Source organism: Paraburkholderia atlantica, assembly GCF_000092885.1.
GTDB lineage: Bacteria > Pseudomonadota > Gammaproteobacteria > Burkholderiales > Burkholderiaceae > Paraburkholderia > Paraburkholderia atlantica.
Map to the genome: position 1 here is coordinate 2,406,858 of NC_014117.1, position 23,762 is coordinate 2,430,619.

A 23,762-nucleotide genomic window follows, 5' to 3' on the forward strand; every position below is an offset into this window, starting at 1 on the left:
TCAACGATTAGTCGTTCTTCGTCTTGACGACTTTCTTGCCGCGATAGTAGCCGTTCGGGCTAATGTGGTGACGCAGATGCACTTCGCCCGTGCTCGGCTCGACGGCCAGCGGCGCTGCCGTCAGGAAATCGTGCGAACGGTGCATGCCGCGCTTCGACGGCGACTTCTTGTTTTGTTGAACTGCCATGACTAAAACTCCAAAAAATTTTCCGAATTCTAACACAGCCCGATACGGACTTAACCACTGGCCGAATGGCCAATGCGCCCACATCGCGCCCCCTGCAACTGTTCAGTGCTTCTTGCCGCCCGGTTCGTCGCGTTTCAGACTTTCGAGCGCCGCGAACGGATTGCGCCGTTCGCTGGACTGATCCGGCTCGCCGACACCGCCAGCTTCGTCCTGCGCGGCTTCGTCGCCCTCGCCTTCGCTGCCGTCCGCGCCCGAGACGAGGCTCTCGTGCACTTCAGGACAGACCTCGTGTTTGGGCACGAGCGGCAAGGAAAGCAGCAACTCTTCTTCGATCAAGTCGATGAGATCGAACTGGCGCGAGCCCACGATCACCTCGACTTCATCCTCGTCGAGCGGAAACTCTTCGGCTTCCGCCTCCGTATTGACGACACGGTAAATTGCATCGACGTTGAAGGCCTGCGAATACGGCGTCAAGCACCGCTGGCATTCGAGCCACGCGGCGCCATGAATCGCCAGCCGCAGATAAGGCTGGGGACCTTCGGTGCCGTCGTCCTGCAATTCCGGCTGTGTCGTCCCTTCGGCCTGCCATGTGAACGCGGTCTCGCGATCTGGCGCTTCCGCCGGGACTTCGTTTAACATGCGCGGCAGTTGCGAGACGCGCACGACACCCGCGGCCTGACGTCCGCTCCGCGCAAATTCGAACAGATCGAGTTCATGCGGGTCGGACAGACCTGCAGGTTTGCCAGGATGTTGAGTCATGTGCGCTCCTGCGTCGGCAAGCAAGTTGCCGGGGTGATTCGCGAAGGACGATCAAATCCGCCGCGAAGATATCCGGCGTGCGAGGAAGCCAGTGGGGGTCAGCGGCCGTTCCGTTCAACCCTGCCGGGCTTTCTTCGACCTTCCGAATGCCGAAAGCCGCTGAACGCGCCGAGACCCTTCAAGCGCAAGCATACCGTGAAAAGCCCAAAATCATATCCGTTTTGTCTTTTCGAGTCAAACACTTAAGCCCGTACGCACACGAGCCTCGCGCGACCCCGTACGACCCGCCTCTTCAGTTGCCCGCAAACCATGCCTGATTCCTCCAAACGCCCGCCACGCCTGATTCTGGCGTCGAGTTCGCAGTATCGCCGCGAGTTGCTCGAACGCCTGCGCGTGCCGTTCGACATCGTCGTACCTGCGATCGACGAGACGCCTCTCGCCGGTGAAATGCCCGAAACCACCGCGCTGCGCCTCGCCGAAGCGAAAGCCCGCGCGGTCGCCCAAGGCCTCTCCGCCGCCGAACGCGCCCTCGTGATCGGCTCCGACCAAGTCGCCACCTATGACGGCCTGCAGATCGGCAAACCCGGCTCACACGACAAGGCGCTCGCGCAATTGCAGGCGATGCGCGGTCGCGAGGTGCTATTCCATAGCGCGCTGTGTCTGTTCGACAGCGCGACGGACAGCGCGCAAACCATCGACGTGATCACTCGTGTGCGCTTCCGCGACCTGCCTGATGCGGCACTCGACGCCTATCTGCGCGCGGAAACGCCATACGACGTAGCCGGCAGCGCGAAATCCGAAGGACTCGGCATCGCGCTGCTGGAGGCGATCCATTCCGACGACCCCACCGCGCTCGTCGGCCTGCCGCTTATCGCGTTGTCGCACATGCTGCTCGCGGCCAACTATCCGCTTTTGGGGACACGATGACTGGTACGCTCTATCTGATTCCGAACACGCTCGGTGAAGGCGACGCAAGCGCCCTCGAACTGGTGTTGCCCGTGCCAGTGCGCGCCCGCGCGGCGTCGCTGCACTATTACATTGGGGAAAACGCGAAAACCACTCGCGCGTTCCTGAAAAAAGTCGGCACCGAACGGCCGATTCAGGAAATCGAGATTCGCGAACTGAACGTCAGTACGCCGGCTGGCGAAATCGACAAACTGCTCGCGCCGCTGCTCTCGGGCACCGACGCAGGCCTCGTCTCCGAGGCTGGCTGCCCGGCAGTTGCGGACCCGGGCGCGCTACTCGTGCGACGCGCGCACGAGCGCGGCGTAAAGGTCGTGCCGCTGGTCGGACCGAGTTCGATTCTGCTCGCGCTTATGGCGTCTGGACTGAACGGCCAAAGCTTCGCGTTTCACGGCTACCTGCCCGTCGACGCCGCCGAGCGCGCCAAACGTCTGCGCGATCTCGAGCAACAGTCGCGCAAGAGCAAACAGACGCAGATATTCATCGAAACGCCGTACCGGAATCGTGCGTTGCTCGATACGTTGCTCGCGACCTGCGCACCGTCGACGCTGGTCTGCGTGGCGGTCGATCTGACGCTGCCGAGCGAAGTGATCGCAAGCCGGAGCGTTGCGGACTGGAAAAAGAAGCCGGAGATCGACCTGCATAAGCGACCGGCGATCTTTCTGATTCTGGCGGCGTGAGCGCGGGCCCCCGCCAGCCAGCGAAGAGTTGGCAGCATCGAAACCCGCATGAGATAAAGCCCACGCGAGCGGCCACCAGCCGACTCCGCGGGCTTCTCTCAATACGGCGAGTTCAATGCAGATTGATTTTCGCGCCAAGTGCCATCGCCCGAACCGCGCTGGCGCCGACCGCCGCGCCGAATTTGCGGGCAACGCGGTCAGTAATGCTCTCTTTTACTGTGTAATCGACGATATCGGGTGCCTTGAAGATCTCGCGCGCGACGTAATTCGTATCGCCAAAACCATCCGCGAGGCCCAGTTCGACGCTTTTCTGCCCCGTCCAAAACAGACCTGAGAACATGTCCGGCGTCTCATGCAGACGCTTGCCGCGCCCCTGACGCACTGCGTCGATGAATTGCGCGTGGATTTGATCGAGCATGGCCTGCGCATGTTCGTCCATCTTCGGCGTTTCCGGCGAGAACGGGTCGAAAAAACCCTTGTTCTCACCCGAGGTATGCAGCCGACGCTGAATTCCCAGCTTGTCCATCAGGCCGGTAAAACCGAAGCTGTCCATCAGCACGCCGATCGAACCGACGATGCTCGCCTTGTCGACATAAATCTTCTCCGCCGCCGCTGCCGCGTAGTAGCCGCCGGACGCGCACATATCGCCAACTACGACATACAGCGGAATAGACGGATATTTGCCGCGCAATCGCCGCACTTCGCTATTGATAATGCCCGCCTGCACCGGACTGCCGCCCGGGCTGTTGCAATACAGAATCACGCCGGCGGTATTCGAATCCTCAAATGCGGAATCGAGGGCAGTGTTGACATCTTCGGCGTTCGCATTCGAATCCGCTGCGATCTCGCCATCGATCGACACCATCGCCGTATGTCGGCCAGTCGTGGCGACCCGCTCGCCCGAAAAACTCAGCGCTCCCCACACTACCAGCGCGAGCACTCCGAGAAACAGGAAGCGGAAAAAAATCCGCCAGCGTCGCGCGGCGCGTTGCTCGTTGATCGCGGCGAGCGCGATGCGCTCGAGCGCGGCGCGCTCCCAGCCGGGCTGATCGGCGGGCACACCGGAGCGGCCTCCCGAGGCAGGGTCCTTTTCGGGGGTCAAATTGTCGGACATGCGGACAGTGGAAAATTGAAGAGAAAATCAGCGCGTGACCGGCAGCAATTCGCCGTCAGGCAACCAGAATACCGCACGGCCCTCGGGCGTATCTCGTTCCTCGACCTGCACGGGACGCAATCTGCCCCCGCGACACGGACCACCGACGCATTTGCCGGTATCCGGCGCGTAAATCGCGCCATGTGTCGCGCACATCAAGTATAAGCCGGATGATTCGAAGAACTGCCCTTCCTGCCAGTCGAGCTCCATCGGCACATGAGCGCAGCGGTTCAGATAGCCGTACGGGCGGCCATCATAGCGGACGAAGAAAACCACCGCATCCTGCCCCCCGAGCCGTGCGTCGCGCCGGATGCCTTCGCCACCGTCGACCAGCTCCTCGGCCGCGCAAATGCGCACTGCCTGCGCGGCCGCGGCAGTCGCAGCATTCACGCCGTCGGCGCTCATGCGTTCTCTCGCAGCCAGTTGGACAAGTCGCTGACGCTCGAAGCAACGAACCTTGGCGACATCGCATTCAGCGAATTCGCCGGATGCGCGCCATAAGTCACTCCGATGCCCGCCACGCCGGCGTTCAGCGCCATCTGCAGATCGTGGGTCGTATCGCCGATCATGACCGTGCGCGCCGTATCCTGCCCCAATTCGCGGGTGAGTTCGTGCAGCATTGCCGGATGCGGCTTCGAGAAGGTTTCGTCAGCGCAGCGCGTGCCGTCGAACAGGCTCGTCAGCCGTGCCTGATCGAGCGCGCGATTAAGTCCGACGCGACTTTTGCCGGTCGCGACCGCGAGCAGATAGCCGACATCGCGCAAGTCCTGAAGCATCTCGCGCACGCCGGGGAACAGCTCGGTAGTCTGGTCCTTTACCAGAAAATGAAAGCGATAACGCTCAGAAAGCCGGGAATAGTCGGCCGGATCGAGCGTCGGCGCGGCAATCTGCAGTGCGTCGCGCAGGCCCAGGCCGATTACATAGCTCGCGGCTTCGTCGGCGGGGACCGGCAGGCCGAGATCGCGACACGCCGCCTGGATGCTGCGCGTGATATGCGCGGTCGAATCCATCAGCGTGCCATCCCAGTCAAACACGATCAGGTCAAATTGTTCTCTAGCCATGCAAGGTCGTCTCCGGGTTGGACCCAGTGCGTAGTTCGTTGAGTTGTTCTATAAAGCCGCGGCAGTCGGCTGGCAGCGGCGCCTCCAGTTGCAACGGCGCGCCGGTGGCCGGATGCGTGAGCTTGAGCCGGTAAGCGTGCAGAAACATACGCTTGATCCCGGGCTTCGCGTTGGCACGAGCCAGAGCCTTGTTAAGCGCGAAATCACCGTATTTAGCGTCGCCGACGATCGGCAGTCCCAGATGCTGCAGATGCACGCGAATCTGGTGCGTGCGCCCCGTCTTCAGTTCGGCCTCCAACAGCGCGTAGTCCGGCCAGCGGTCGACCAGATTGAAGATCGTGTGCGAAGCGAGCCCATCGGTCTGCACGCGCACGCGGCGCTCGCCGTCGGAGGTCAAATATTTGTGCAGCGGCTCCTTCACCGCGCGACGGCGCCCCCAATCGCTTGCCCATTCGCCGTGCACACACGCGTAGTAGCGCTTGTCCATCCGGTTGTCGCGGATCTGCTCGTGCAGATTGACGAGCGCCGCGCGCTTCTTTGCGAGCATCAGGATGCCCGAGGTCTCGCGATCCAGCCGGTGCACGAGTTCGAGGAATTTTGCCTGCGGTCGCGCTTCGCGCATCTGCTCGATCACGCCGAACGCGACTCCGCTGCCACCGTGGACCGCGACGCCGGCCGGCTTGTCGATCACCAGCAAATGCTCGTCTTCGAACAGAATTTGAAAGCCCGCCGCGGGCACGGGCACGTGGGCTGCCGCCTGATTCGACTGGGCGACGCGGATCGGCGGCACACGCACCAGATCACCCAGCTCGAGCCGGTATTGCGCATCGATGCGACCCTTGTTCACGCGCACCTCGCCGCTGCGCAGGATGCGGTAAATATGACTTTTCGGCACGCCCTTGCAGACGCGCAACAGGAAATTATCGATGCGCTGACCGGCCGATCGGTCGTCGATTTCGATCAGCGACACCTGTTCGCTTGAAACCGAGCCTTCGACCGCGCCTGCAACCGATCTCTGGGATGTTTTGCCTAACTCTTTCATTCTGAATATAATTTGCCCAGCAGTCCGCGACGGCCGGCGCAGTGTCCGCACAGCGTCCGGAATGCGGGTGGATTGCGCGAGCGCAAGCGATAAACCGTTATTTTACTTGCGCCGGGGTCTGGTTGCTCGCCCTGAAAATGAGATGCAACAAGTTGCACGCACGAAGTCCGCACCCGGCAGGGACGGCGCCCGCAGGCGCGTTCGGTCAAGTTCGGCTTCGACGGTAACGGAATTTTGGTAAAAAAGAATTTAGCTTCCAGCTTCGTGATCCGGGTGGTATGACGCCCTGCTGGACGAAGCTGCAAGTCGCGAAAATACGGCGTGCGCCCGAGGCGTCTTGTAGAAAGTACAAGACATGGCGACGTCAAAAGAAAGGCGAGACACCCCCAGCAGGAAAAGACGCGCCGCCTGCGCGAACTTCCCGTTGCGGCACGACCGCGGACTTCGGCCCTTCGCTCGTGCGCCCAGTTGGCGCGCCGGCTGCATAGGACGAAGACTTGTGAAGGTCTGCCGGCTAAACGCGGCGTGTCAGGCCATGATTTGAAGCCGTGTTCGCATGCGCCCTGCGGCACCGTGCCCATTTTTTAATCGGGCCGGGCCCCCTCAGGCAATTCTCCCGCCATCTTTCCTGCTCCAGCGTGCTTGTGAAAACACAATAAGACGCGGCACGCCTGCCCTTTACGCTCTCGCGACTGACAACCGCGCAGCTGGGCCGGCGAGGCCGCTCTGGAGCCGTTCAATGAAACGAATGTTGTTCAATGCGACGCAGCAGGAAGAGCTGCGCGTCGCCATCGTCGATGGGCAAAAACTCATCGATATCGACATCGAAACCGCCGGCCGCGAACAGCGCAAAGGCAATATTTACAAGGGCATCATCACGCGCATCGAGCCGTCGCTCGAGGCCTGCTTCGTCAACTACGGCGAAGACCGCCACGGCTTCCTGCCGTTCAAGGAAGTCGCCCGCCAGTACTTCCGGGACGGCGTCGACATGCGTTCCGCACGCATTCAGGACGCGCTGAAGGAAGGTCAGGAACTGATCGTCCAGGTCGAAAAGGAAGAACGCGGCAACAAGGGCGCAGCTCTGACCACGTTCATCTCGCTCGCCGGCCGCTATCTGGTGCTGATGCCGAACAACCCGCGTGGCGGTGGCGTGTCGCGCCGGATCGAGGGCGACGACCGTCAGGAACTGCGCGAAACCATGGCGCAGCTGCAACTGCCGGAAGGCATGAGCATCATCGCGCGCACGGCCGGCATCGGCCGCAGCGCCGAAGAGCTGCAATGGGACCTGAACTACCTGATGCAACTGTGGCGCGCAATCGAAGCCGCGTCGCAAAGCGGCACGGCCGGCCAGCCGATGCTGATCTATCTCGAATCGAGCCTCGTGATCCGCGCGATTCGCGACTACTTCCAGCCCGATATCGGCGAAATCCTGATCGACACCACCGAAATCCATGACCAGGCGCGCGCCTTCATGGACATCGTGATGCCGGACAACGTCGGCAAGGTGAAGCGCTACCACGACGACGTGCCGCTATTCTCGCGCTTCCAGATCGAGCACCAGATCGAAACCGCGTACTCGCGCACGGTGCCGCTGCCGTCGGGCGGCGCGATCGTGATCGACCACACCGAAGCGCTCGTCGCAATCGACGTGAACTCGGCGCGCGCCACCAAGGGCGCCGACATCGAGGAAACGGCCGCGCGCACGAACCTCGAAGCCGCGGACGAAGTCGCTCGCCAGCTGCGTCTGCGCGACCTGGGCGGCCTGATCGTGATCGACTTCATCGACATGGAATCGGCCAAGAGCCAGCGCGAAGTCGAGCAGCGTCTGAAGGACGCGCTGAAGCACGACCGCGCCCGCGTCCAGATGGGCAAGATTTCGCGCTTCGGCCTGATGGAGCTGTCGCGCCAGCGTCTGCGCCCGGCGCTGTCAGAAGGCAGCCACGTCACGTGCCCACGTTGTAACGGCACGGGTCACATCCGCGATACGGAATCGTCCGCGCTGCAAGTGCTGCGGATCATTCAGGAAGAAGCGATGAAGGAAAACACCGCGGCGATCCACTGCCAGGTGCCGGTCGAAGTGACCGCCTTCCTGTTGAACGAGAAACGCGCCGAAATCAACAAGATCGAGTCGCGTTTCAAGGTCAATGTCGTGCTGATCCCCAACAAGCACCTTGATACGCCGCACTACAAGCTCGAGCGTCTGCGTCACGACGACGCGCGCCTCGACGATCCGCGCGCATCGTGGAAGATGGCCGAAGAAGCGGCCCGCGAGCTCGAATCGGAAACCGGCTACAGCAAGCGCGCCGAGGAAGTGAAGCCGAAGCAGGAAGCGGCGGTCAAGGGCATCACGCCCGAGAAGCCGGCTCCGAGCGCGCCGGTACGCCCGGCGGCTACCCCCGCTCCGGTCGCGGTGACGCCGGCCAGCGGCGGTTTCATCGGCTGGCTGAAAAATCTGTTCGGCATGCAGCCGGCTGCTCCGGCACCTGCCGCGCCAGCCACGACCGACAAGCAAGCCCGTCCGCAACGCGGTGAACGCACCGAGCGCGGTGAGCGCACGGGCGAGCGCGGCGCCGATCGCAACCGCAATCGCCGTGGCGGCGCAGGTGGCCGCGACGTGGCAGCGCGTGGCGAAGGCATGACCGGCGGCCGTCAGGCGCAAGCTCAGCAGCCGTCGCAGCGTCGCGAGGAACGCGAAGGCCGCGAGGCACGCGAGGGCCGTGAACCGCGCGCGCCGCGTGAGCAACGCGAACCGCGTGAGGCTCGGGAGCCGCGTGAAGCACGCGAACCGCGCGAGGCTCGCGAACGCGGCGCCGAGCGCGCCGAAGCCGCCGAAGGCACGGCACGCGCCGAACGTCAGGAACGCGGCGAGCGCCGCGAGCGTGGCGAACGCGCTGAACGCGTCGAACGTGGCGAGCGTCGCAAGCCGCAGGCGGAAGCCGCCGCAGCGCTGACGCAAACCGACACCCAAGCCGCCGACGAACTCGCGCGCAACCGCGCCGCAGCCGGTGAAAACGGCGTGCCGGTCGATCAGGAAGCGGTCGCGCGTGACGGTGAAGAGCGTCGTCGTCGCCGTCGCGGCCGTCGCGGTGGTCGTCGCGAGCGTGAAGAGGACGTGAATGGCAACCTCGCGGCGGACGTCGCGGAAGGAGAAGGTGACAACGTTGCCGCCAGCGACGAAGCGCCGGTGCGTACCCAGCAGCCGGTCGAGCACACGCCCGCAGCCAGCGAAGCGAAGGACGTGACCCCGGTCGAAGTGGTGGTCGCCGCTGTCGCAACGCAAAGCGCCGTCGTGACCGAACTGCATGCGGCAGCCGAAACGCCGGCTCTCGCCGCGGAAAATGCCGCGAAGACCGAAAAGGTCGTGCCGGTCGAACAAGCTCCGGTGGCGGCGCAACCGGCTATCGAAACGCCGGCGCAAGCAGAGCAAGCCGCGCCGGCCGCGAGCGAACCGGTGGCGCCGGTTGCCCCGATCGAACCGGCCGCGCATTCCGAATCGCCGGCAGTCGAGCCGGCACTGGAAGTCCAGCCGACCTTCCCGACCGAGCCGCAAGCTACCCCGGCTGCGCTCGAAACCGCGGCTCCGGCCACGATCGTCGAGGCACCGGCAGCCGTGCCGGCACCGCAGGCCGAGATCGTCGAGCCGCAACCGGTCGTCGCACCGGAACCGGCCGTAGCCGAACCGGCGCCCGTCGCCGCGGCCCCGCAGCCGGCTCCCGTCCGCAGCGCAGCGCCCGCCGCTGCATCGGCCGATGCATTGCAGCCGATCCTCGAGCAAGCGGGCTTGATCTGGGTGAACACCGACGCCGACAAACTGCGTGCCGCGCAGGAAGCGGCGGCGCAGACGGTCAAGCCGCCGCGCGTCGTCCGTGAGCGCAAGGCGCTGCCGCCGGTCGACAGCACGCCGATGCAGCAGGTCGAAACGATCAAGCATCCGCAGTAACCCGCGTCGTTGTATGTGAAAAAGCCCGCCTTTCCCGGCGGGCTTTTTTTTGGGGCGTTCTGTCGTGGCCGTGAGCCGCGTCGCGTCGCTCCCCGTATACCCCGACAACGCGCGCCCTCCGCCTGCCATCGCGGGCATTTCCGATAGAATTAATTATTCGCCGTCCGTTAAAGCCCCTGACGAAGCACTTCATGTCACGACGCATCATCCCTGTTGCCGATCTCAGCGCGGCGCCGGTCATCACCGGCCCAGTGCAGACGCCTAGCGGCGCGCTGCACGATGCGCTCGCGCGTCCGCTGCATGATCTACGCATCTCGGTGACGGACCGCTGCAACTTCCGCTGTGTCTACTGCATGCCTCGCGCGGTGTTCGACAAGGACTATGCGTTCCTGCCGCACAGCGCGCTGCTGAGCTTCGAAGAGATCGAGCGGCTCGCGCAGCAATTCGTCGCGCATGGCGTCGAGAAAATTCGCCTGACGGGCGGTGAGCCGCTGCTGCGCAAGAACCTCGAATTCCTGATTGACCGGCTCGCCCGCTTGACCACCCCCGCCGGCCGTCCGCTAGATCTCACGCTGACCACCAACGGCTCGCTGCTCGCGCGCAAAGCGCGCAGCCTGAAGGACGCCGGCCTCACGCGCGTGACCGTCAGCCTCGACGCGCTCGACGACGCTCTGTTCCGGCGCATGAACGACGCCGACTTCGCGGTCGCCGACGTTCTTGACGGCATCGCCGCCGCTCAAGGGGTCGGGCTCGCGCCGATCAAAGTGAACATGGTCGTCAAACGCGGTACCAACGACGGCGAAATCGTCCCGATGGCGCGTCATTTCAGACGCACGGGCGCGGTGCTGCGCTTCATCGAATACATGGACGTCGGCACCTCGAACGGCTGGAACATGACTGAAGTGCTGCCTTCCGCCGACGTCGTCGCGCGCATCGCCGAGCATTTCCCGCTCGCTCCGCTCGAAGCGCACAGCGCCGCCGAAACCGCGCAACGCTGGGGCTATGTCGACGGCGGAGGCGAGATCGGCGTCATTTCGAGCGTCACCCGCGCGTTCTGCGGCAATTGCACGCGCGCGCGTTTGTCGACGGAGGGCAAGCTGTACCTGTGCCTGTTCGCATCGAGCGGGCATGACCTGCGCGCGCTGTTGCGCGGCGGCGCGAGCGATGCCGAGATTGCCACCGCCATCGCCGAAATCTGGCAGGGCCGCAGTGACCGCTACTCGCAGCTGCGCGGCAGCCAGCCGGCCGATTCGAGCGAGCCGGCCGGGCGTCGCGTCGAAATGTCCTACATCGGCGGCTGAGCGGCCGGCGCATGTCCATCCCCCGCGAACAGATCACCGGTCTCGTGCTTGCGGGCGGCCGCGGCGCACGCATGGGCGGCGTCGACAAAGGACTGCAGCAGCTGCACGGCGAACCGCTCGCCGCTCATGTGCTACGACGTCTCGCGCCGCAGACCGGCCCGCTGATGATCAGCGCGAACCGCCATCCCGACATCTATGCCGCGCTCGGCGCGCCGTATCGCGCGACGGTCGTCGCTGATACGCTCCCCGACTTTCCGGGCCCGCTCGCCGGCATGCTCGCCGGACTGCGTGCCGCCGGCACGGGCTACCTGCTGAGCGCGCCCTGCGATTCGCCGTGGCTGCCGTCCGACCTCGCCGCGCGCCTCGCTGATGCGCTCGACGCGAACCACGCCGACATCGCGACCGTCACCACCGTCGACATCCGTGGCGAAACTTCGCTGCACCCAGTGTTCGCGTTAATGCGCACCGCCATCGCGGACGACCTGGCCGCGTTTCTCGCCGCCGGCGAACGCAAGGTCCGCGCGTGGTACGCGCGCCACAAGACGGTCGAAGTCGCCTTTGCCGACGAGTGCGCGTTCTACAATGCCAACTCGTTACAAGAACTCGCCGACCTCGAACGTAATCGAGGCCCCGGCTGACATCCGCTCCGGCCGCACGGCAATAGCCGCGCCCGTCTCCGGTCGCGGCGCCCAGCCATTCATGACCACGCTCAACGACTTTTCACGCTGCGTCGCGCAGTACGATCCTCATGCGCTACCCGTCCCGGCCGCTCAGGCGATCGTCCGGCAATGGGCGACGCCGGTCGCGGCCGTCGAGCGCGTGGCGTTGCGCGATGCGCTCGAACGCGTGCTCGCCGCCGACATCGTGTCGCCGATCGACGTGCCCGCGCACGACAACTCCGCGATGGACGGCTACGCGTTCAATCACGCGGCGCTCGCGGCCGGTGCGCGAGGCGGCACGGAAAGCGTCGAGCTGACGGTCGCCGGCAAGGCGCTCGCCGGCCATCCGTTCACGGGCCGCGTCGCGGCGAACCAGTGCGTGCGCGTCATGACGGGCGCCTGCATGCCCGCTGGCTGCGACACTGTCGTGCCGCAAGAGCGGGTCGAGCGCGACAGCACTGATTCCCCTTCGATCCGCTTCGCGGCCAGCGCGGTCTCGGCGGGCGCGAACCGCCGGCGCGCCGGCGAAGATCTCGCGCAAGGCCACGTCGCGCTGCATGCCGGGCGCATCGTGCGCGCCTCGGACCTCGGTCTGCTCGCGTCGCTGGGCATCGGCGAAGTCAGCGTGCGGCGGCGTCTGCGCGTCGCGTTCTTTTCGACCGGCGACGAGCTGCGCTCGCTCGGCGAGCCGCTCGACGCCGGCTCGGTCTACGACAGCAACCGCTACACGCTATTTGCGATGCTGCGGCGCCTGAACTTCGACGCGCTCGATCTCGGCGTCGTGCGTGACGAGCCGGCCGCGCTCGAAGCCGCGCTGCGCAGCGCCGCGGCCAATGCCGACGTGGTGCTGACTTCGGGCGGCGTGTCGGTCGGCGAAGCGGACTTCACGAAGCAACTGCTGCAGACTTTCGGCGACGTCGCCTTCTGGAGTCTCGCGATGCGCCCTGGCCGGCCGCTCGCGTTCGGCCGCCTATGGTCCGGCGCACAGCCCGGGCTCGGCAAACCTGCGCTATTCTTCGGCCTGCCCGGCAATCCGGTCGCCGTGATGGTGACGTTCTATCAGATCGTGCGCGAAGCGCTGCTGCTGATGGCCGGCGCGACGCCGCGGCCGCTGCCGGTGATTCACGCGACGAGCCGCGTGGCGGTGGACAAGCGCCCGGGCCGCACCGAATTCCAGCGGGGCGTCGCCGAACAGGACGCGCACGGACACTGGCACGTGAGCCCGACCGGATCGCAAAGCTCTGGCGTGCTCAGCTCGATGAGCGAAGCGAACTGCTTCATCGTGCTCGGCCACGACGAGGGCGAAATCGACGTCGGCGATCGCGTGTCGATCATGCTGTTCGACGGTCTCATCTGACGTTCCAGGGCGGCGCATCGATCGCACGACATCGGCATTACATCAGCACCGGATCCGCACTCCACCCACTACCACTACTAAGACACACTGGGGTTTGACTTACATGAAAAAACAGATCTCGTTCATCGCACCAGGACAGACAGCCAAAGCGCTGATCCTCGTGTATCTGACGTTCTCGGTGCCGATCGTGCTGCTCGGCGTGGTGGTCGCGTTCGTGCGCTATGGCTCGGTGGAGCTGAGCACGGTGTTCAGCGCGCTGCTGTTGAACGCAATCCTCGGCTTCGTGCTGTTGTGGATCGCGTGTCACGCCTACAACTGGGTCGCGTCGCGCTTCGGCGGTATCGAAATCCATCTGGCCGACGCACCGGAAGAGGCGTAATGTCCGCGCGCACATCTTCGCCGCGACGGAAGACAGCTTGCGCAACGCGCCGTTCGGCGCGCGCGCGGGACGGGCGATGCGCTGGAACGGCCCGCTGAAAGGGCCTGAATTCCAGCGCCTCGCCCCTCATTGTTCATCGGGCTCAACACCCGACAGCGCATCGCCGAGCAGCCCGCTCGCCTCCTCGCCCGGTAACGCCTCGACATCGCGCAGCTTGCGGTTCATCATGCGCGTGCGCGTTTCGGCGGCCTCGATCGACCGCGTGACGGTTTCGAGTTGTGCCTTGGTCTTCGCGAGCACGTCGCCGAATTTGCCGAACTCCGTTTTCACCGCGCCGAGCACCTGCCACACCTCGCTCGAACGCTTTTCGATCGCGAGCGTGCGGAAACCCATCTGCAGGCTATTGAGCAATGCGGTCAGCGTGGTCGGCCCCGCAATCGTCACGCGATAGTCGCGCTGCAGCAGATCCGTGAGCCCCGGCCGGCGCAGCACTTCCGCATACAGTCCTTCGGTCGGCAAAAACAGCAGCGCGAAGTCGGTCGTATGCGGCGGCGCCACGTACTTCTCGGCGATCGTGCGCGCCTCCGCGCGAATCCGCATTTCGAGCGCGCGCGATGCTTCCTCTACCGCAACCGGATCGGCGCGCTCCTGCGCTTCGATCAGCCGCTCGTAGTCCTCGCGCGGGAATTTGGCGTCGATCGGCAGCCATACCGGCGTATTCGCGCCGCCCGGTTCCGGCCGCCCTGGCAGACGAATCGCGAACTCCACGCGATCGACGCTCTTCGGCACCGTCGCGACGTTCTTCGCGTATTGATCGGCCGTCAGCAATTGTTCGAGCAAGGCTTCGAGCTGCACTTCGCCCCATGTGCCGCGCGTCTTGACGTTGGTCAGCACGCGCTTCAGATCGCCGACGCCGGCCGCCAGCGTCTGCATTTCGCCGAGGCCGCGATGCACCTGTTCGAGCCGGTCGGACACGAGCTTGAACGACTCACCGAGCCGCTGTTCGAGCGTCGCATGCAGTTTTTCGTCGACGGTGCGGCGCATCTCCTCGAGCCGCGTCGCGTTGTTCGCCTCGATGTCCTTCAGACGCTGCTCGATCGTCGCGCGTACTTCGGCGAAGCGCCGGTCGTTCGCCTCGGTCAGTTGCCCGAGCTGCAGGCTCAGCGTGTCGCCGAACTGCTTCAGCGAGCGGCCCTGCTCGTCGCGCGCCTGCTGCGCCTGCGCCTGCAGGCTGTGACGCACGGCGTCGAGCTGCTGCGCAAAGCCGTCGATCTTGCCGCCCTGCACCGTTGTCATGCTGCCGAACTGCGCGGCGAGGGTTTGCTGAAACTGCGCGAAGCCGCCGCTTTGCTCGGCGCGCGACACACGCGCGGTCTCGGCGATGTCGTTGCGCAGTTGCCGCTCGAGCCGTTCGGCGGTATGCACCTGGGCGTCGACGACGGCATCGACGCGCTCGTTCAGCATCTCGAACTGCTCGTGCTGCTCCGTGCGGTCGTGACCGCGCATCAGCAAGGCCAGTGCGATCACGAGGGCGACCGCCAGCACCGCGACGGCCGCCACCAGAATCATCGTCATGAACGCGCCTTGCCGATCACGTCGGGGTTGATCGGATTCGGCGGCTGACCGGCGCGCGGTCCTGCGCCGAGCCCGGCGATCAGGTTGTCCGCGGCGAGATTCGCCATCGCGCGGCGCGTGGTTTCGGTCGCGCTCGCGATGTGCGGCGTCAGCACCACGTTCGGCACGCTGAGCAGCGCCGGATTCAGATTCGGTTCGCCCTCGAATACGTCGAGACCAGCGGCCGCGATGCGCCTGTCACGCAGCGCGTCGGCCAATGCCGCATCGTCGACGATGCCGCCGCGCGCGATGTTCGTCAGCGTCGCGGTCGGCTTCATCAGCGCGAGTTCGGCCTCGCCGATCGTGTGGTGGTTGTCTTTGGTGTACGGCAGGACCAGCACGACGTGGTCGGCGCGCCGCAGCAGATCCTCTTTCGACACGTACTCCGCGTTCAGGTCGGCCTCGATTTGCGGTGCGACACGCGAGCGGTTGTGATAGATGACCCGCATGTTGAAGCCCTGCGCGCGCCGCGCGAGCGCCTGGCCGATGCGGCCCATGCCGATCACGCCGAGCGTCGAGCCGTACAGGTCGTTGCCGAGGAAGCCGTCGTAGCTCCACTTTTGCCAGAGCCCCGCGCGCAGCCAGTGCTCGGATTCGGCGATGCGGCGCGCGGCGGCCATCATCAGCGCCCAGCCGAAGTCGGCAGTCGATTCGTTCAGCACGTCAGGTGTGTTGGTGCCGAGTACGTTCGCTGCGTTGAACGCGGCCATGTCGAAGTTGTTGTAGCCGACCGCCATGTTCGACACGACGCGCAGACGCGGTGCCGCGGCGAGCACGCCCGCGTCGATCATCTCGCCGGCCGTGAGCGCGCCGTCCTTGTCCGCGAGACGGCGCTTCAGCTCGTCGGCGGGCAACACGTCGCCCTCGTTCCAGTCGACGTCGAAGTATTGTTTGAGCCGGTCGATCACATCGGGAAAGATCGAACGGGCAACGAGGATTTTCTGCATTGCAAGTCTCCGTATCGCACGTCGAGGGATTGCCTCGGCGTTGCAGAGTCAGCGTCCAAAAAAGAGCCAGCCGGTCAGTGCGAACAACGGCAGTAACATCGCGCCGGACCAGCCCATATACGCGAAGAAGCTCGGCATGGGCACGCCGCGCGATTGCGCCATCGCCTTCACCATGAAGTTCGGCGCGTTGCCGATATAGGTGTTGGCGCCCATGAACACGGCGCCGGCCGAAATCGCCGCGAGCGTGGTTGCTCCGGTGGTCATCAACGTCTGCGCGTCGCCGCCAGGGAGGTTGAAGAACACCAGATAGGTCGGCGCGTTGTCGAGAAACGAAGATAGCAGGCCGGTCGCCCAGAAGTACATGATGTCGCGCGGCTCGCCGGACGGATCGTTGACCAGATGCACGATGCCCGCGAACGCGCCGGCTTGTCCCGCGCGCAGCATCATGATGACCGGCACGATCGTCACGAAGATGCCGGCGAACAGTTTGGCGACTTCCTCGATCGGCGCCCAGTTGAAGTCGTTGCCCGCACGGGCCGCGCGCGGCGTCCACGCGAGCGACAGCAGCGTGACGATGATCAGCGCGGCGTCGCGCACGATGTTTTGCAACTCGACCTGAGTGCCGAGCACGTCGAAGGTGATTTGCAGGTGCCACAGTCCGCTCATCAGCACGAGCGCGATCACCGCGGCGAGCAGCACGAAATTGATCTTGCCGTCGATGCCGAGCGGCGCGCCGTCGGGCGTCGGATCGAGGAAGACCGATCTCTGCTCCTCACGCTGGTGAAAGTAGTACGAGTCGAGCGCATAGAAAGCGGTGAGCAGCACGCCGCTCACGAACAGCATCGGACCCGCGAGATGCGTGGTGGTCCAGAAAAAACTCACGCCTTCGAGAAAGCCGAGGAACAGCGGCGGATCACCGAGCGGCGACAGTGCGCCCCCAATGTTCGCGACGAGGAAGATAAAGAACACAACCACGTGGGTCACATGACGGCGATTGTCGTTTGCGCGCAGCAACGGGCGGATCAGTAGCATCGCCGCGCCGGTCGTACCCATCACGCTCGCGAGCAACGTGCCGAGCGCGAGAATCGCGGTGTTCAGGCGCGGCGTGCCGTGCAGATTGCCGCGCACGCAGATGCCGCCCGCGACGGTATAGAGTGCGGTCAGCAGAATTATGAACGGGATGTACTCGTCGAGCATGACATGCGCGAGTGCGCCTAGCGCGGCGCTCGCGCCAAAGCTGAGCGCAAATGGCGCAATAAACGCGAGCGCCCACGCCGCGGCGATCTTGCCGTAATGGTGATGCCAGAAGGCTGGCGTGATGAGCGGAAGGATCGCGATCGACAAAAGCATACCCGCGAAGGGCAAGCCCCACAACGCCGACAAGCGCGAACCGTCGAGCGTCGCGGCCTGTACCGACGGCGCGCACAACGCAAGCGTGGAGGCGACGGTGAGCCACAGACGCCCGCGACCAGCCCGCGAACTCACGCCGATACAGGACGTGCGACGGTTTACCAACGCACGCACGGCGTATACCGCGTCTGTCGCATATGCGTTAGCACGCCGCCGCGCGACGCCTTCAAGCATCCTGCACGACGATCGCATGCACCCGGTAGGGGCCGTGCGCGCCCAGCACGATGGTCTGCTCGATATCGCCGGTGCGCGATGGCCCCGATACGAAATTGACCGCGCGCGGCAGCTCGCCGCGTTCCTTGCGGATCAGGTCGAACGCCTCTTCATGACCTGCGACGATGCGCGACGCCGGCACGATCGCGATATGCGTCTCCGGCAGCAGCCCGGCCGACGCATACGTCTCGGGTCCGGACAGCAACACGAGCGTGCCGGTCTCCGCGGTCGCACAGAAGCAGCCGGTGAGACCGACTACGTCGTTGTCTTGGGGTTTGCGAAATTCGACGGCGAGGCCGGCTTCGGCCCACGGCAGATCGCGCAGCGTTTGCCACGCGATGGCCTGCAACGGCAAGCCATGTTGCGTCAGATAGCGATGCGCGGCGGCGGGTACATCGGCGAGGGTTTGAACGGTGTCGACGGTGGTCGCCATTTTTTGCGCTTCTTCGATGAACTGCGCGCGCAGATCGGCGGGAATGTCCGGACGGGGACCGGCGGGATGACGCGCGAGATAGTCCGCCGCGGCTTCGCGCTCGGCGGCGCTCGGCTCGGGCTCGCGCCCCTGCGCGGCGCGGATGCGCGCCAGGATGTTGCGGCGGGCAATCGATGTGTCCATGGGCGAAATCCTCGTGTCGACAGCCGTGCGATATGGCGAGGATTATACCGGCGGCCTTGCACGCAAACACCCTGGCCGAACGGCATATTGCAGGGCGTCGGGAGTGCGGCGACACTGTTCGCCACATCACCCCGCACGCGAGCAGATCATGAACAGGCGATGAACCGAACAGCAGGCCGCGAAGCGCGCTACCTGGCCGCCTCTTCTTCCGGCTGCGCGATGCCGAACACCTGCCGCAGATACGCGAGATACGCCTTGTCCTCGCACATGTTCTTGCCCGGCGAATCGGACAATTTCGCGACCGGCTGACCGTTGCAGCGAACCATCTTGATCACGATTTGCAGCGGGTTGTAGCCGAGGTCGTTGGTCAGATTGGTGCCCACGCCGAACGCGAGCTTGCAGCGGCCGCGGAAGCGCTCGTACAGCTGCAGCACCTTCGGGATGTCGAGCGCGTCGGAGAACACGAGGACCTTGGTGCGCGGGTCGCAGCGATTCGCCTCGTAGTGCTTGAGCAGGCGCTCGCCCCAGTCGAACGGGTCGCCGGAATCGTGGCGAGCGCCGTCGAACAGCTTGCAGAAGTACATGTCGAAGTCGCGCAGGAACGCCTGCATGCCGTACACGTCGGAGAGCGCAATCCCGAGGTCGCCGCGATATTCCTTCGCCCACATCTCGAAGCCGAAGATTTGCGAGTCGCGCAGCCGCGGACCGAGCGCCTGGCAAGCCTGCAGGTACTCGTGCGCCATCGTGCCGAGCGGCGTCAGGCTGTGCTTCATCGCGTAGAAGACGTTGCTCGTCCCGGCGAACTGCTCGCCGAGGCCATCTTTCAGCGTGAGGATCACCTCTTCGTGCCATTGCTTCGAGAAGCGGCGGCGCGTGCCGTAATCGGCGATCTTGCAGTCGGCGTATTCCGGACGCGCGCCGAGCAGTTGGATCTTGTCGAGCAGACGGCCGCGGCCTACGTGATAGTCGGGCGTTTGCTGCGTGTTGCGGAAATAGACTTCGTTGACGATCGCGAGCACCGGGATTTCGAAGAGGATCGTATGCAGCCACGGCCCCTTGATGTCGATGTCGATTTCGCCATTGCCCTTCGGCGACGGCGTGATCGAAATGTACTTCTCGTTCAGATGAAACAGCGCGAGGAACTCGATGAAGTCGCCCTTGATGAAGCGCATACGGCGCAGGTAGTCGAGTTCGTCGTCGGTGAAACGCAGTTCGCAGAGCTTGCGCACTTCGTCGCGAATCTCGCCGATGTACGGCACCAGATCGACGTTCGGCGTGCGGCAGCGGAAGCGGTACTCCACGTTCGCGGCGGGGAAGTGATGCAACACCACCTGCATCATCGTGAACTTGTACAGATCGGTATCGAGCAGCGAAGTAATAATCATGATGGTACGAACTGGACCGCTGAAAAAACGAAAAGGGCTCACAGCACCCTTGCAACGGACACGCTGAACCGAGCGGCGCGCCAACCTGACGCATGTTACCCGAATGCGTCCGCATCCATCGTGCCACCGGCCTGCACCGGCTGTCCGGGGCCGCCCGCGGCACCCCATAAACTAATCACAAAAACATATAAGACGCATGGGCCGATGCTTCATCTGCCTCTTAACGTTAAGTTACAATAACTCTTTTGGCGTCCGCGCCTTCCCTGATTCTGCATGCAGGAGCTGCCTGAATGACTCACGTTGTGACCGAAAGCTGCATCAAGTGCCGCTATACCGACTGCGTCGATGTGTGCCCGGTGGACTGCTTTCGCGAAGGTCCCAACTTCCTCGCGATCGACCCCGACGAATGCATTGACTGCGCTGTGTGCGTAGCCGAGTGCCCGGTGAATGCCATCTATGCCGAAGAAGACGTGCCGGGCGACCAGCAGGACTTCATCGCGCTGAACGCCGATCTGGCGAAAGCGTGGCCGAGCATCACGAAGACCAAGGCTCCGCTGCCGGAAGCCGAGGAATTCAAGGACGTGAAGGAAAAGCTCGCGCTGCTCGTGCGCTGAGCACGGCCGCCTGTCGCGCGCCCCGCCCACTCAGATTTAATATGAAGATGAACGCGGGGGTATTGACAGGCGTTTAAGCCGCCTCTACAATTTCGCTTCTCTGCTGTTGTTGTTCTGTTCCTCGATAGCTCAGTCGGTAGAGCGCCGGACTGTTAATCCGTAGGTCCCTGGTTCGAGCCCAGGTCGAGGAGCCAAGAATTGCAAAAGCCCGTTAACCAAGACGGGTTTTTTTATGTAGATTAAGTTGTACTGCTGTTCCTCGATAGCTCAGTCGGTAGAGCGCCGGACTGTTAATCCGTAGGTCCCTGGTTCGAGCCCAGGTCGAGGAGCCAAAAAATTGAAAGGCCCGCTTCCGTGCGGGCCTTTTTGTTTTTGCGCCCCGATCGGCAACCTCACGCGTGCGGCACGCCGTTATACGATGGCGGCTTCACGGCGCACGTTTCACTCTGCTCTGGCGCCGGCCCACTCCAGACACTCAACCGGCACGCTCATGAAATCCACCTCGCTACTCATCGCGCTCGCGGCGATCGGCGCCCTGCTGCTCTCTTCGGCGCGCGGCGAAGAAATCGCCAGCGTCAATACAAATTTTCACGTCACTGGCTCCGACCGCGTGGTCGTCGAAGCCTATGACGATCCTGTCGTGCAAGGCGTCACCTGCTACGTGTCGCGGGCGCGGACCGGTGGCGTCAAAGGCACGCTCGGCATCGCCGAAGATCCGACCGAGGCATCGATCGCGTGTCGGCAGGTCGGGGAACTGCATTTCACCGGACCCATCAAGCAGAAGGATGACGTGTTCTCGGTCAGCATGTCGCTGATCTTCAAGTCGCTGCACGTGGTGCGCGTGGTCGACACGAAGCGCAACGCGCTGGTCTATCTGACATACAGCGACCGCGTCGTCAGCGGCAGCGCGAAAAACAGCGTGAGCGCCGTGCCGATGCCGACCGGCACGACCATTCCGCTCAAGTAACGCAAGCTCTGGCAATTGACGACGCCAGCGGCACGCGGCGCGACGCAACGCGCCAGCGCGCCCACTGCCGTCCATGCCCACGACGCCACGACGCGTTAAACTGACCCGTTCAGTTGGACTTTCGTCATGACCGCCACCCCTCGTTTCCGCGATTCCGCCCGCTACTGGCGCACACCGCTACTGCCCGGCGCGGATCTTCTCACCGCCGAATACCATGACCACGAGTTCGCGCCGCATTGGCACGACGCCTACACGATCCCGGTGATCGTCGCGGGTGCGGAATGCTATCGTTATCGCGGCGAGAACCATGTCGCCGAGGCGGGCAGCGTGCCGATCATCAATCCGGGCGAGTTGCATACGGGGTCGAAGGCGGTCGAGGCGGGCTGGCGGTATCGCGTGATGTATGCGCCGGTCGAGTTCCTCCGCGCCCTTGCCGACGAAGTCGCCCGCAAGCCGCAGGCCTTGCCGTGGTTTGCGCCCGGCGTGATCCGCGATCCCGATCTCGCGATGCGGCTCGCGCACGCGCACCGTCTGCTCGAAGCCGGCGACGACGCGCTCGCCGCCGAAGCCGCGATGCTCGACGCACTGTCCACGCTGCTGGTCCGCTATGCGCAGACGCGCCCCGCCACAGCGCGCGTCGCCACCGACGACACCCGCGTCGCACTGATGCAGGAGCGGCTGACCGGCGACCTCGTCGAACCGGTGACGCTTGCCGAGGTCGCGAAGGCAGCGGGTCTGTCGCCGTTCCACGCAGCGCGGCTATTTACACAATCGACCGGCCTGCCGCCGCATGCGTGGCGCAATCAGATGCGCCTGCAGCGCGCGCTCGCGCCGTTGCGCGCCGGCGTCCCGGTGACCGACGTTGCCGCCGCGAGTGGCTTCACCGATCAGAGTCATTTCACCCGGCATTTCCGGCGCATGTTCGGCGTGCCGCCGGGCCAATGGCAAGGAACGCAGCGCGGCTCGTAACGCGATGCGGCACCGCCGGCACCTGCGCCGCGCGCGCAGTGAGCCTCCCGCCGCAATTCACCAGCCTTCGCCAGCCCTTCATCAGTCATCCCCCTCCCCCCCGCTACGCCGTAGCACCCACCAGCAACCCGCCGCAAGAACGTACAAGTCCGTATGCCCGTCAGTCGCTATGCTTCGCAAATCAAGGAGGCTCAGATTGACCGATTCCACCCAAGGCCAGCCCACCCAGGGCAGCCATCTGAAAGAATTCGCCACCGGCGCGCGCGACATCATCCCGATGATGGTCGGTGCCGCGCCGTTCGGCGTCATTTTCGGCACGCTCGTGACGTCCGGCCCGCTGCATCCGTGGCACGGCCAGCTGATGTCGCTCGTCGTCTTCGCGGGCTCCGCGCAGTTCATCGCGCTCGGGCTGATCGCCGGACATGCGAGCTTCGCGGTGATCTGGGCAACCACGCTGGTCGTCAATCTGCGTCACGTGCTGTATAGCGCGACGCTCGCGCCGCACGTCGCGCATCTGCCGAAGCGCTGGCGTTGGGCGCTCGGCGCGCTGCTCACCGACGAAGTCTTCGCGGTCGCGTGGGAGCACTACCGGCATCGTGAACCGGGCACCGTCGGCCCGTACTATTTCTTCGGCGCCGGCGTCGCGATGTATCTGAACTGGCAGCTGTGGACCGTCGCCGGCCTGCTGTTCGGCGCGGCCTTCCCGGGCCTGCAGTCGCTCGGCCTCGACTTCGCGATGGTCGCGACGTTCATCGCGATCGTCGTGCCGCAACTTGTCGCGCTGCGCTATATCGCGGCAGCCGTCACCGCCGGCACGCTGGCGTTTTTCTGGCAGGCGTGGCCGTACAAGCTCGGCCTGCTCGGCGCCGTGTTCGCGGGAGTCGCGGTCGGCGTGCTGCTGTCGATGTCGCGTCTGAACCTGCGTGGCGCGCGCCGTCCGGTGGAGGCCACACGATGAACTACGTCGTTCTGATCGTCGGCATGGCTGCGATTACGTGGTTGATCCGCGCGGCCGTGTTCGTGCTCGGCGACCGCCTCGTGTTTCCGCCGCTGATGCGCACTGCGCTCAGCTTCGTGCCGGTCACCGTGCTGACCGCGATCATCGTCCCGATGGCCGTGTCGCCGCACGGCAACAACGCCGAGTTGACCTGGCGCAATCCGCAGCTGATCGGCGCGCTCGCCGCGATCGTCGTCAGTGCCGTGACGCGCAGGCCGCTGCTGACGATCGCAGTCGGTCTCGTCGTGTTCTTCGTGTGGCAGTGCGTGGTGCTGAAGTAAGCGCGCCCTTTCTCAACGCTCATCGACTCATCAGCGGTCCGTCGGCACATCGCGGACCGTGCTCCCTGTCCCAGCGGCAGCGAGGCGCGCAAGCGCCCGAAGCATCCCTCCAAAGCCCGCACCCGTCGCCGGGCGCCCCTCAAGTTTCCCGCCACCCCGCCGATATGCAGTCGAGGTCCGCTCATCGGGAGTCGTCCCGTTGGTTACGCGGCAACAGCTTGAAATCAAACGCGTCGGCAACCGGCGTCGCGTCGCCTCGGTCCGCGAG

At 64.7% G+C, this 23,762-nt stretch carries 23 protein-coding genes and 2 tRNA genes; 14 read left to right on the plus strand and 11 right to left on the minus strand.

Features of this window, described 5'->3' with window-relative positions:
- Window positions 1–7 precede the first annotated feature (7 nt).
- On the minus strand, window positions 8–187 hold the full coding sequence (gene rpmF, locus BC1002_RS10725; RefSeq protein WP_006401275.1) for a 50S ribosomal protein L32: 180 nt from the start codon (window positions 185–187) through the stop codon (window positions 8–10).
- Window positions 188–289: 102 nt separating this feature from the next.
- Entirely contained in the window at window positions 290–946 is a 657-nt protein-coding gene (locus tag BC1002_RS10730; protein ID WP_013090059.1) for a DUF177 domain-containing protein, read from the minus strand.
- A gap of 309 nt (window positions 947–1,255) precedes the next feature.
- On the opposite strand from BC1002_RS10730, the gene BC1002_RS10735 reads away from it, so the two are divergent.
- Both BC1002_RS10735 and BC1002_RS10740 read left to right on the plus strand, forming a co-directional pair.
- Window positions 1,256–1,873, plus strand: coding sequence for a Maf-like protein (locus tag BC1002_RS10735; protein WP_013090060.1), 618 nt, complete (start codon window positions 1,256–1,258; stop codon window positions 1,871–1,873).
- Complete coding sequence (locus BC1002_RS10740; protein WP_013090061.1) at window positions 1,870–2,589, plus strand: SAM-dependent methyltransferase; 720 nt, start codon at window positions 1,870–1,872, stop codon at window positions 2,587–2,589. Before BC1002_RS10735 ends, BC1002_RS10740 begins: the two co-directional genes overlap by 4 nt.
- A gap of 112 nt (window positions 2,590–2,701) precedes the next feature.
- Here BC1002_RS10740 and BC1002_RS10745 read toward each other — a convergent pair whose 3' ends face one another.
- From BC1002_RS10745 to BC1002_RS10760, 4 genes are read right to left on the minus strand one after another with little or no spacing between them, the layout of a single operon-like run.
- Complete coding sequence (locus BC1002_RS10745) at window positions 2,702–3,703, minus strand: S49 family peptidase (RefSeq protein ID WP_013090062.1); 1,002 nt, start codon at window positions 3,701–3,703, stop codon at window positions 2,702–2,704.
- A 27-nt stretch (window positions 3,704–3,730) separates the two neighbouring features.
- Window positions 3,731–4,147: a Rieske (2Fe-2S) protein gene (locus BC1002_RS10750; protein WP_013090063.1), complete on the minus strand. Its 417-nt coding sequence runs from the start codon at window positions 4,145–4,147 to the stop codon at window positions 3,731–3,733.
- The gene (locus tag BC1002_RS10755; protein ID WP_013090064.1) at window positions 4,144–4,803 is read right to left on the minus strand and encodes an HAD-IA family hydrolase; all 660 of its coding nucleotides are present in this window, start codon (window positions 4,801–4,803) and stop codon (window positions 4,144–4,146) included. The genes BC1002_RS10750 and BC1002_RS10755 overlap by 4 nt, the downstream gene beginning before the upstream one ends.
- Window positions 4,796–5,845 (minus strand): RluA family pseudouridine synthase, encoded by a 1,050-nt coding sequence (locus BC1002_RS10760; RefSeq protein WP_013090065.1) that lies wholly within the window; start codon window positions 5,843–5,845, stop codon window positions 4,796–4,798. Before BC1002_RS10760 ends, BC1002_RS10755 begins: the two co-directional genes overlap by 8 nt.
- Window positions 5,846–6,584: 739 nt before the next feature.
- On the opposite strand from BC1002_RS10760, the gene BC1002_RS10765 reads away from it, so the two are divergent.
- The 5 genes from BC1002_RS10765 (at window position 6,585) to BC1002_RS10785 (ending at window position 13,481) form a co-directional block, all read left to right on the plus strand.
- Complete coding sequence (locus tag BC1002_RS10765) at window positions 6,585–9,785, plus strand: Rne/Rng family ribonuclease (protein WP_013090067.1); 3,201 nt, start codon at window positions 6,585–6,587, stop codon at window positions 9,783–9,785.
- Between the two features lie 191 nt (window positions 9,786–9,976).
- Window positions 9,977–11,086: a GTP 3',8-cyclase MoaA gene (moaA, locus tag BC1002_RS10770; protein WP_013090068.1), complete on the plus strand. Its 1,110-nt coding sequence runs from the start codon at window positions 9,977–9,979 to the stop codon at window positions 11,084–11,086.
- Window positions 11,087–11,097: 11 nt separating this feature from the next.
- Window positions 11,098–11,724, plus strand: coding sequence for a molybdenum cofactor guanylyltransferase MobA (mobA, locus tag BC1002_RS10775; protein WP_013090069.1), 627 nt, complete (start codon window positions 11,098–11,100; stop codon window positions 11,722–11,724).
- 61 nt (window positions 11,725–11,785) lie between these two features.
- Entirely contained in the window at window positions 11,786–13,102 is a 1,317-nt protein-coding gene (gene moeA / locus BC1002_RS10780) for a molybdopterin molybdotransferase MoeA (protein ID WP_041734391.1), read from the plus strand.
- Between the two features lie 103 nt (window positions 13,103–13,205).
- Window positions 13,206–13,481 carry a hypothetical protein gene (locus BC1002_RS10785; protein WP_008923126.1) on the plus strand — a complete coding sequence of 92 codons (276 nt, stop codon included), beginning with the start codon at window positions 13,206–13,208 and terminating at the stop codon, window positions 13,479–13,481.
- A gap of 126 nt (window positions 13,482–13,607) precedes the next feature.
- On the opposite strand, the gene BC1002_RS10790 is transcribed toward BC1002_RS10785, so the two are convergent.
- From BC1002_RS10790 to pncB, 5 genes are all read right to left on the minus strand, one after another.
- Window positions 13,608–15,056, minus strand: a complete 1,449-nt coding sequence (locus tag BC1002_RS10790; RefSeq protein ID WP_013090071.1) for a DNA recombination protein RmuC — start codon at window positions 15,054–15,056, stop codon at window positions 13,608–13,610.
- Window positions 15,053–16,042, minus strand: coding sequence for a 2-hydroxyacid dehydrogenase (locus tag BC1002_RS10795; protein WP_013090072.1), 990 nt, complete (start codon window positions 16,040–16,042; stop codon window positions 15,053–15,055). The genes BC1002_RS10790 and BC1002_RS10795 overlap by 4 nt, the downstream gene beginning before the upstream one ends.
- A 48-nt stretch (window positions 16,043–16,090) precedes the next feature.
- The gene (locus BC1002_RS10800; RefSeq protein WP_013090073.1) at window positions 16,091–17,626 is read right to left on the minus strand and encodes a sodium:proton antiporter; all 1,536 of its coding nucleotides are present in this window, start codon (window positions 17,624–17,626) and stop codon (window positions 16,091–16,093) included.
- On the minus strand, window positions 17,619–18,281 hold the full coding sequence (locus BC1002_RS10805) for a LutC/YkgG family protein (protein WP_013090074.1): 663 nt from the start codon (window positions 18,279–18,281) through the stop codon (window positions 17,619–17,621). The genes BC1002_RS10800 and BC1002_RS10805 overlap by 8 nt, the downstream gene beginning before the upstream one ends.
- Window positions 18,282–18,469: 188 nt before the next feature.
- Entirely contained in the window at window positions 18,470–19,666 is a 1,197-nt protein-coding gene (pncB, locus tag BC1002_RS10810) for a nicotinate phosphoribosyltransferase (RefSeq protein WP_013090075.1), read from the minus strand.
- A 290-nt stretch (window positions 19,667–19,956) separates the two neighbouring features.
- Between pncB and fdxA the strand changes: the two genes are divergently transcribed.
- The 7 genes from fdxA (at window position 19,957) to BC1002_RS10845 (ending at window position 23,494) form a co-directional block, all read left to right on the plus strand.
- A complete protein-coding gene (gene fdxA, locus BC1002_RS10815; protein WP_008923132.1) occupies window positions 19,957–20,280 on the plus strand; it encodes a ferredoxin FdxA in 324 nt (107 codons plus the stop codon).
- A gap of 118 nt (window positions 20,281–20,398) precedes the next feature.
- Window positions 20,399–20,474 (plus strand) — tRNA-Asn (locus tag BC1002_RS10820).
- Window positions 20,475–20,536: 62 nt separating this feature from the next.
- Window positions 20,537–20,612 (plus strand) — tRNA-Asn (locus BC1002_RS10825).
- A 158-nt stretch (window positions 20,613–20,770) separates the two neighbouring features.
- Entirely contained in the window at window positions 20,771–21,247 is a 477-nt protein-coding gene (locus tag BC1002_RS10830; RefSeq protein ID WP_013090076.1) for a CreA family protein, read from the plus strand.
- A 126-nt stretch (window positions 21,248–21,373) separates the two neighbouring features.
- A complete protein-coding gene (locus tag BC1002_RS10835) occupies window positions 21,374–22,216 on the plus strand; it encodes a helix-turn-helix transcriptional regulator (protein ID WP_013090077.1) in 843 nt (280 codons plus the stop codon).
- Between the two features lie 196 nt (window positions 22,217–22,412).
- Window positions 22,413–23,174: an AzlC family ABC transporter permease gene (locus BC1002_RS10840; RefSeq protein WP_013090078.1), complete on the plus strand. Its 762-nt coding sequence runs from the start codon at window positions 22,413–22,415 to the stop codon at window positions 23,172–23,174.
- Window positions 23,171–23,494: an AzlD domain-containing protein gene (locus tag BC1002_RS10845; RefSeq protein WP_013090079.1), complete on the plus strand. Its 324-nt coding sequence runs from the start codon at window positions 23,171–23,173 to the stop codon at window positions 23,492–23,494. The genes BC1002_RS10840 and BC1002_RS10845 overlap by 4 nt, the downstream gene beginning before the upstream one ends.
- The last annotated feature ends 268 nt before the right edge of the window (window positions 23,495–23,762 follow it).

Excerpts from the sequence above, each read along its gene's own strand:
- fdxA (WP_008923132.1), top strand. The coding sequence starts at position 19,957 with ATGACTCACGTTGTGACCGAAAGCTGCATCAAGTGCCGCTATACCGAC.
- rpmF (WP_006401275.1), bottom strand. The coding sequence starts at position 187 with ATGGCAGTTCAACAAAACAAGAAGTCGCCGTCGAAGCGCGGCATGCAC.
- BC1002_RS10745 (WP_013090062.1), bottom strand. The coding sequence starts at position 3,703 with ATGTCCGACAATTTGACCCCCGAAAAGGACCCTGCCTCGGGAGGCCGC.
- BC1002_RS10845 (WP_013090079.1), top strand. The coding sequence starts at position 23,171 with ATGAACTACGTCGTTCTGATCGTCGGCATGGCTGCGATTACGTGGTTG.
- BC1002_RS10800 (WP_013090073.1), bottom strand. The coding sequence starts at position 17,626 with ATGCTTGAAGGCGTCGCGCGGCGGCGTGCTAACGCATATGCGACAGAC.
- BC1002_RS10785 (WP_008923126.1), top strand. The coding sequence starts at position 13,206 with ATGAAAAAACAGATCTCGTTCATCGCACCAGGACAGACAGCCAAAGCG.
- BC1002_RS10790 (WP_013090071.1), bottom strand. The coding sequence starts at position 15,056 with ATGACGATGATTCTGGTGGCGGCCGTCGCGGTGCTGGCGGTCGCCCTC.
- BC1002_RS10750 (WP_013090063.1), bottom strand. The coding sequence starts at position 4,147 with ATGAGCGCCGACGGCGTGAATGCTGCGACTGCCGCGGCCGCGCAGGCA.
- BC1002_RS10830 (WP_013090076.1), top strand. The coding sequence starts at position 20,771 with ATGAAATCCACCTCGCTACTCATCGCGCTCGCGGCGATCGGCGCCCTG.
- BC1002_RS10760 (WP_013090065.1), bottom strand. The coding sequence starts at position 5,845 with ATGAAAGAGTTAGGCAAAACATCCCAGAGATCGGTTGCAGGCGCGGTC.
- BC1002_RS10735 (WP_013090060.1), top strand. The coding sequence starts at position 1,256 with ATGCCTGATTCCTCCAAACGCCCGCCACGCCTGATTCTGGCGTCGAGT.
- BC1002_RS10740 (WP_013090061.1), top strand. The coding sequence starts at position 1,870 with ATGACTGGTACGCTCTATCTGATTCCGAACACGCTCGGTGAAGGCGAC.
- BC1002_RS10805 (WP_013090074.1), bottom strand. The coding sequence starts at position 18,281 with ATGGACACATCGATTGCCCGCCGCAACATCCTGGCGCGCATCCGCGCC.
- pncB (WP_013090075.1), bottom strand. The coding sequence starts at position 19,666 with ATGATTATTACTTCGCTGCTCGATACCGATCTGTACAAGTTCACGATG.
- BC1002_RS10835 (WP_013090077.1), top strand. The coding sequence starts at position 21,374 with ATGACCGCCACCCCTCGTTTCCGCGATTCCGCCCGCTACTGGCGCACA.
- BC1002_RS10765 (WP_013090067.1), top strand. The coding sequence starts at position 6,585 with ATGAAACGAATGTTGTTCAATGCGACGCAGCAGGAAGAGCTGCGCGTC.
- mobA (WP_013090069.1), top strand. The coding sequence starts at position 11,098 with ATGTCCATCCCCCGCGAACAGATCACCGGTCTCGTGCTTGCGGGCGGC.
- BC1002_RS10730 (WP_013090059.1), bottom strand. The coding sequence starts at position 946 with ATGACTCAACATCCTGGCAAACCTGCAGGTCTGTCCGACCCGCATGAA.
- BC1002_RS10795 (WP_013090072.1), bottom strand. The coding sequence starts at position 16,042 with ATGCAGAAAATCCTCGTTGCCCGTTCGATCTTTCCCGATGTGATCGAC.
- BC1002_RS10755 (WP_013090064.1), bottom strand. The coding sequence starts at position 4,803 with ATGGCTAGAGAACAATTTGACCTGATCGTGTTTGACTGGGATGGCACG.
- moeA (WP_041734391.1), top strand. The coding sequence starts at position 11,786 with ATGACCACGCTCAACGACTTTTCACGCTGCGTCGCGCAGTACGATCCT.
- moaA (WP_013090068.1), top strand. The coding sequence starts at position 9,977 with ATGTCACGACGCATCATCCCTGTTGCCGATCTCAGCGCGGCGCCGGTC.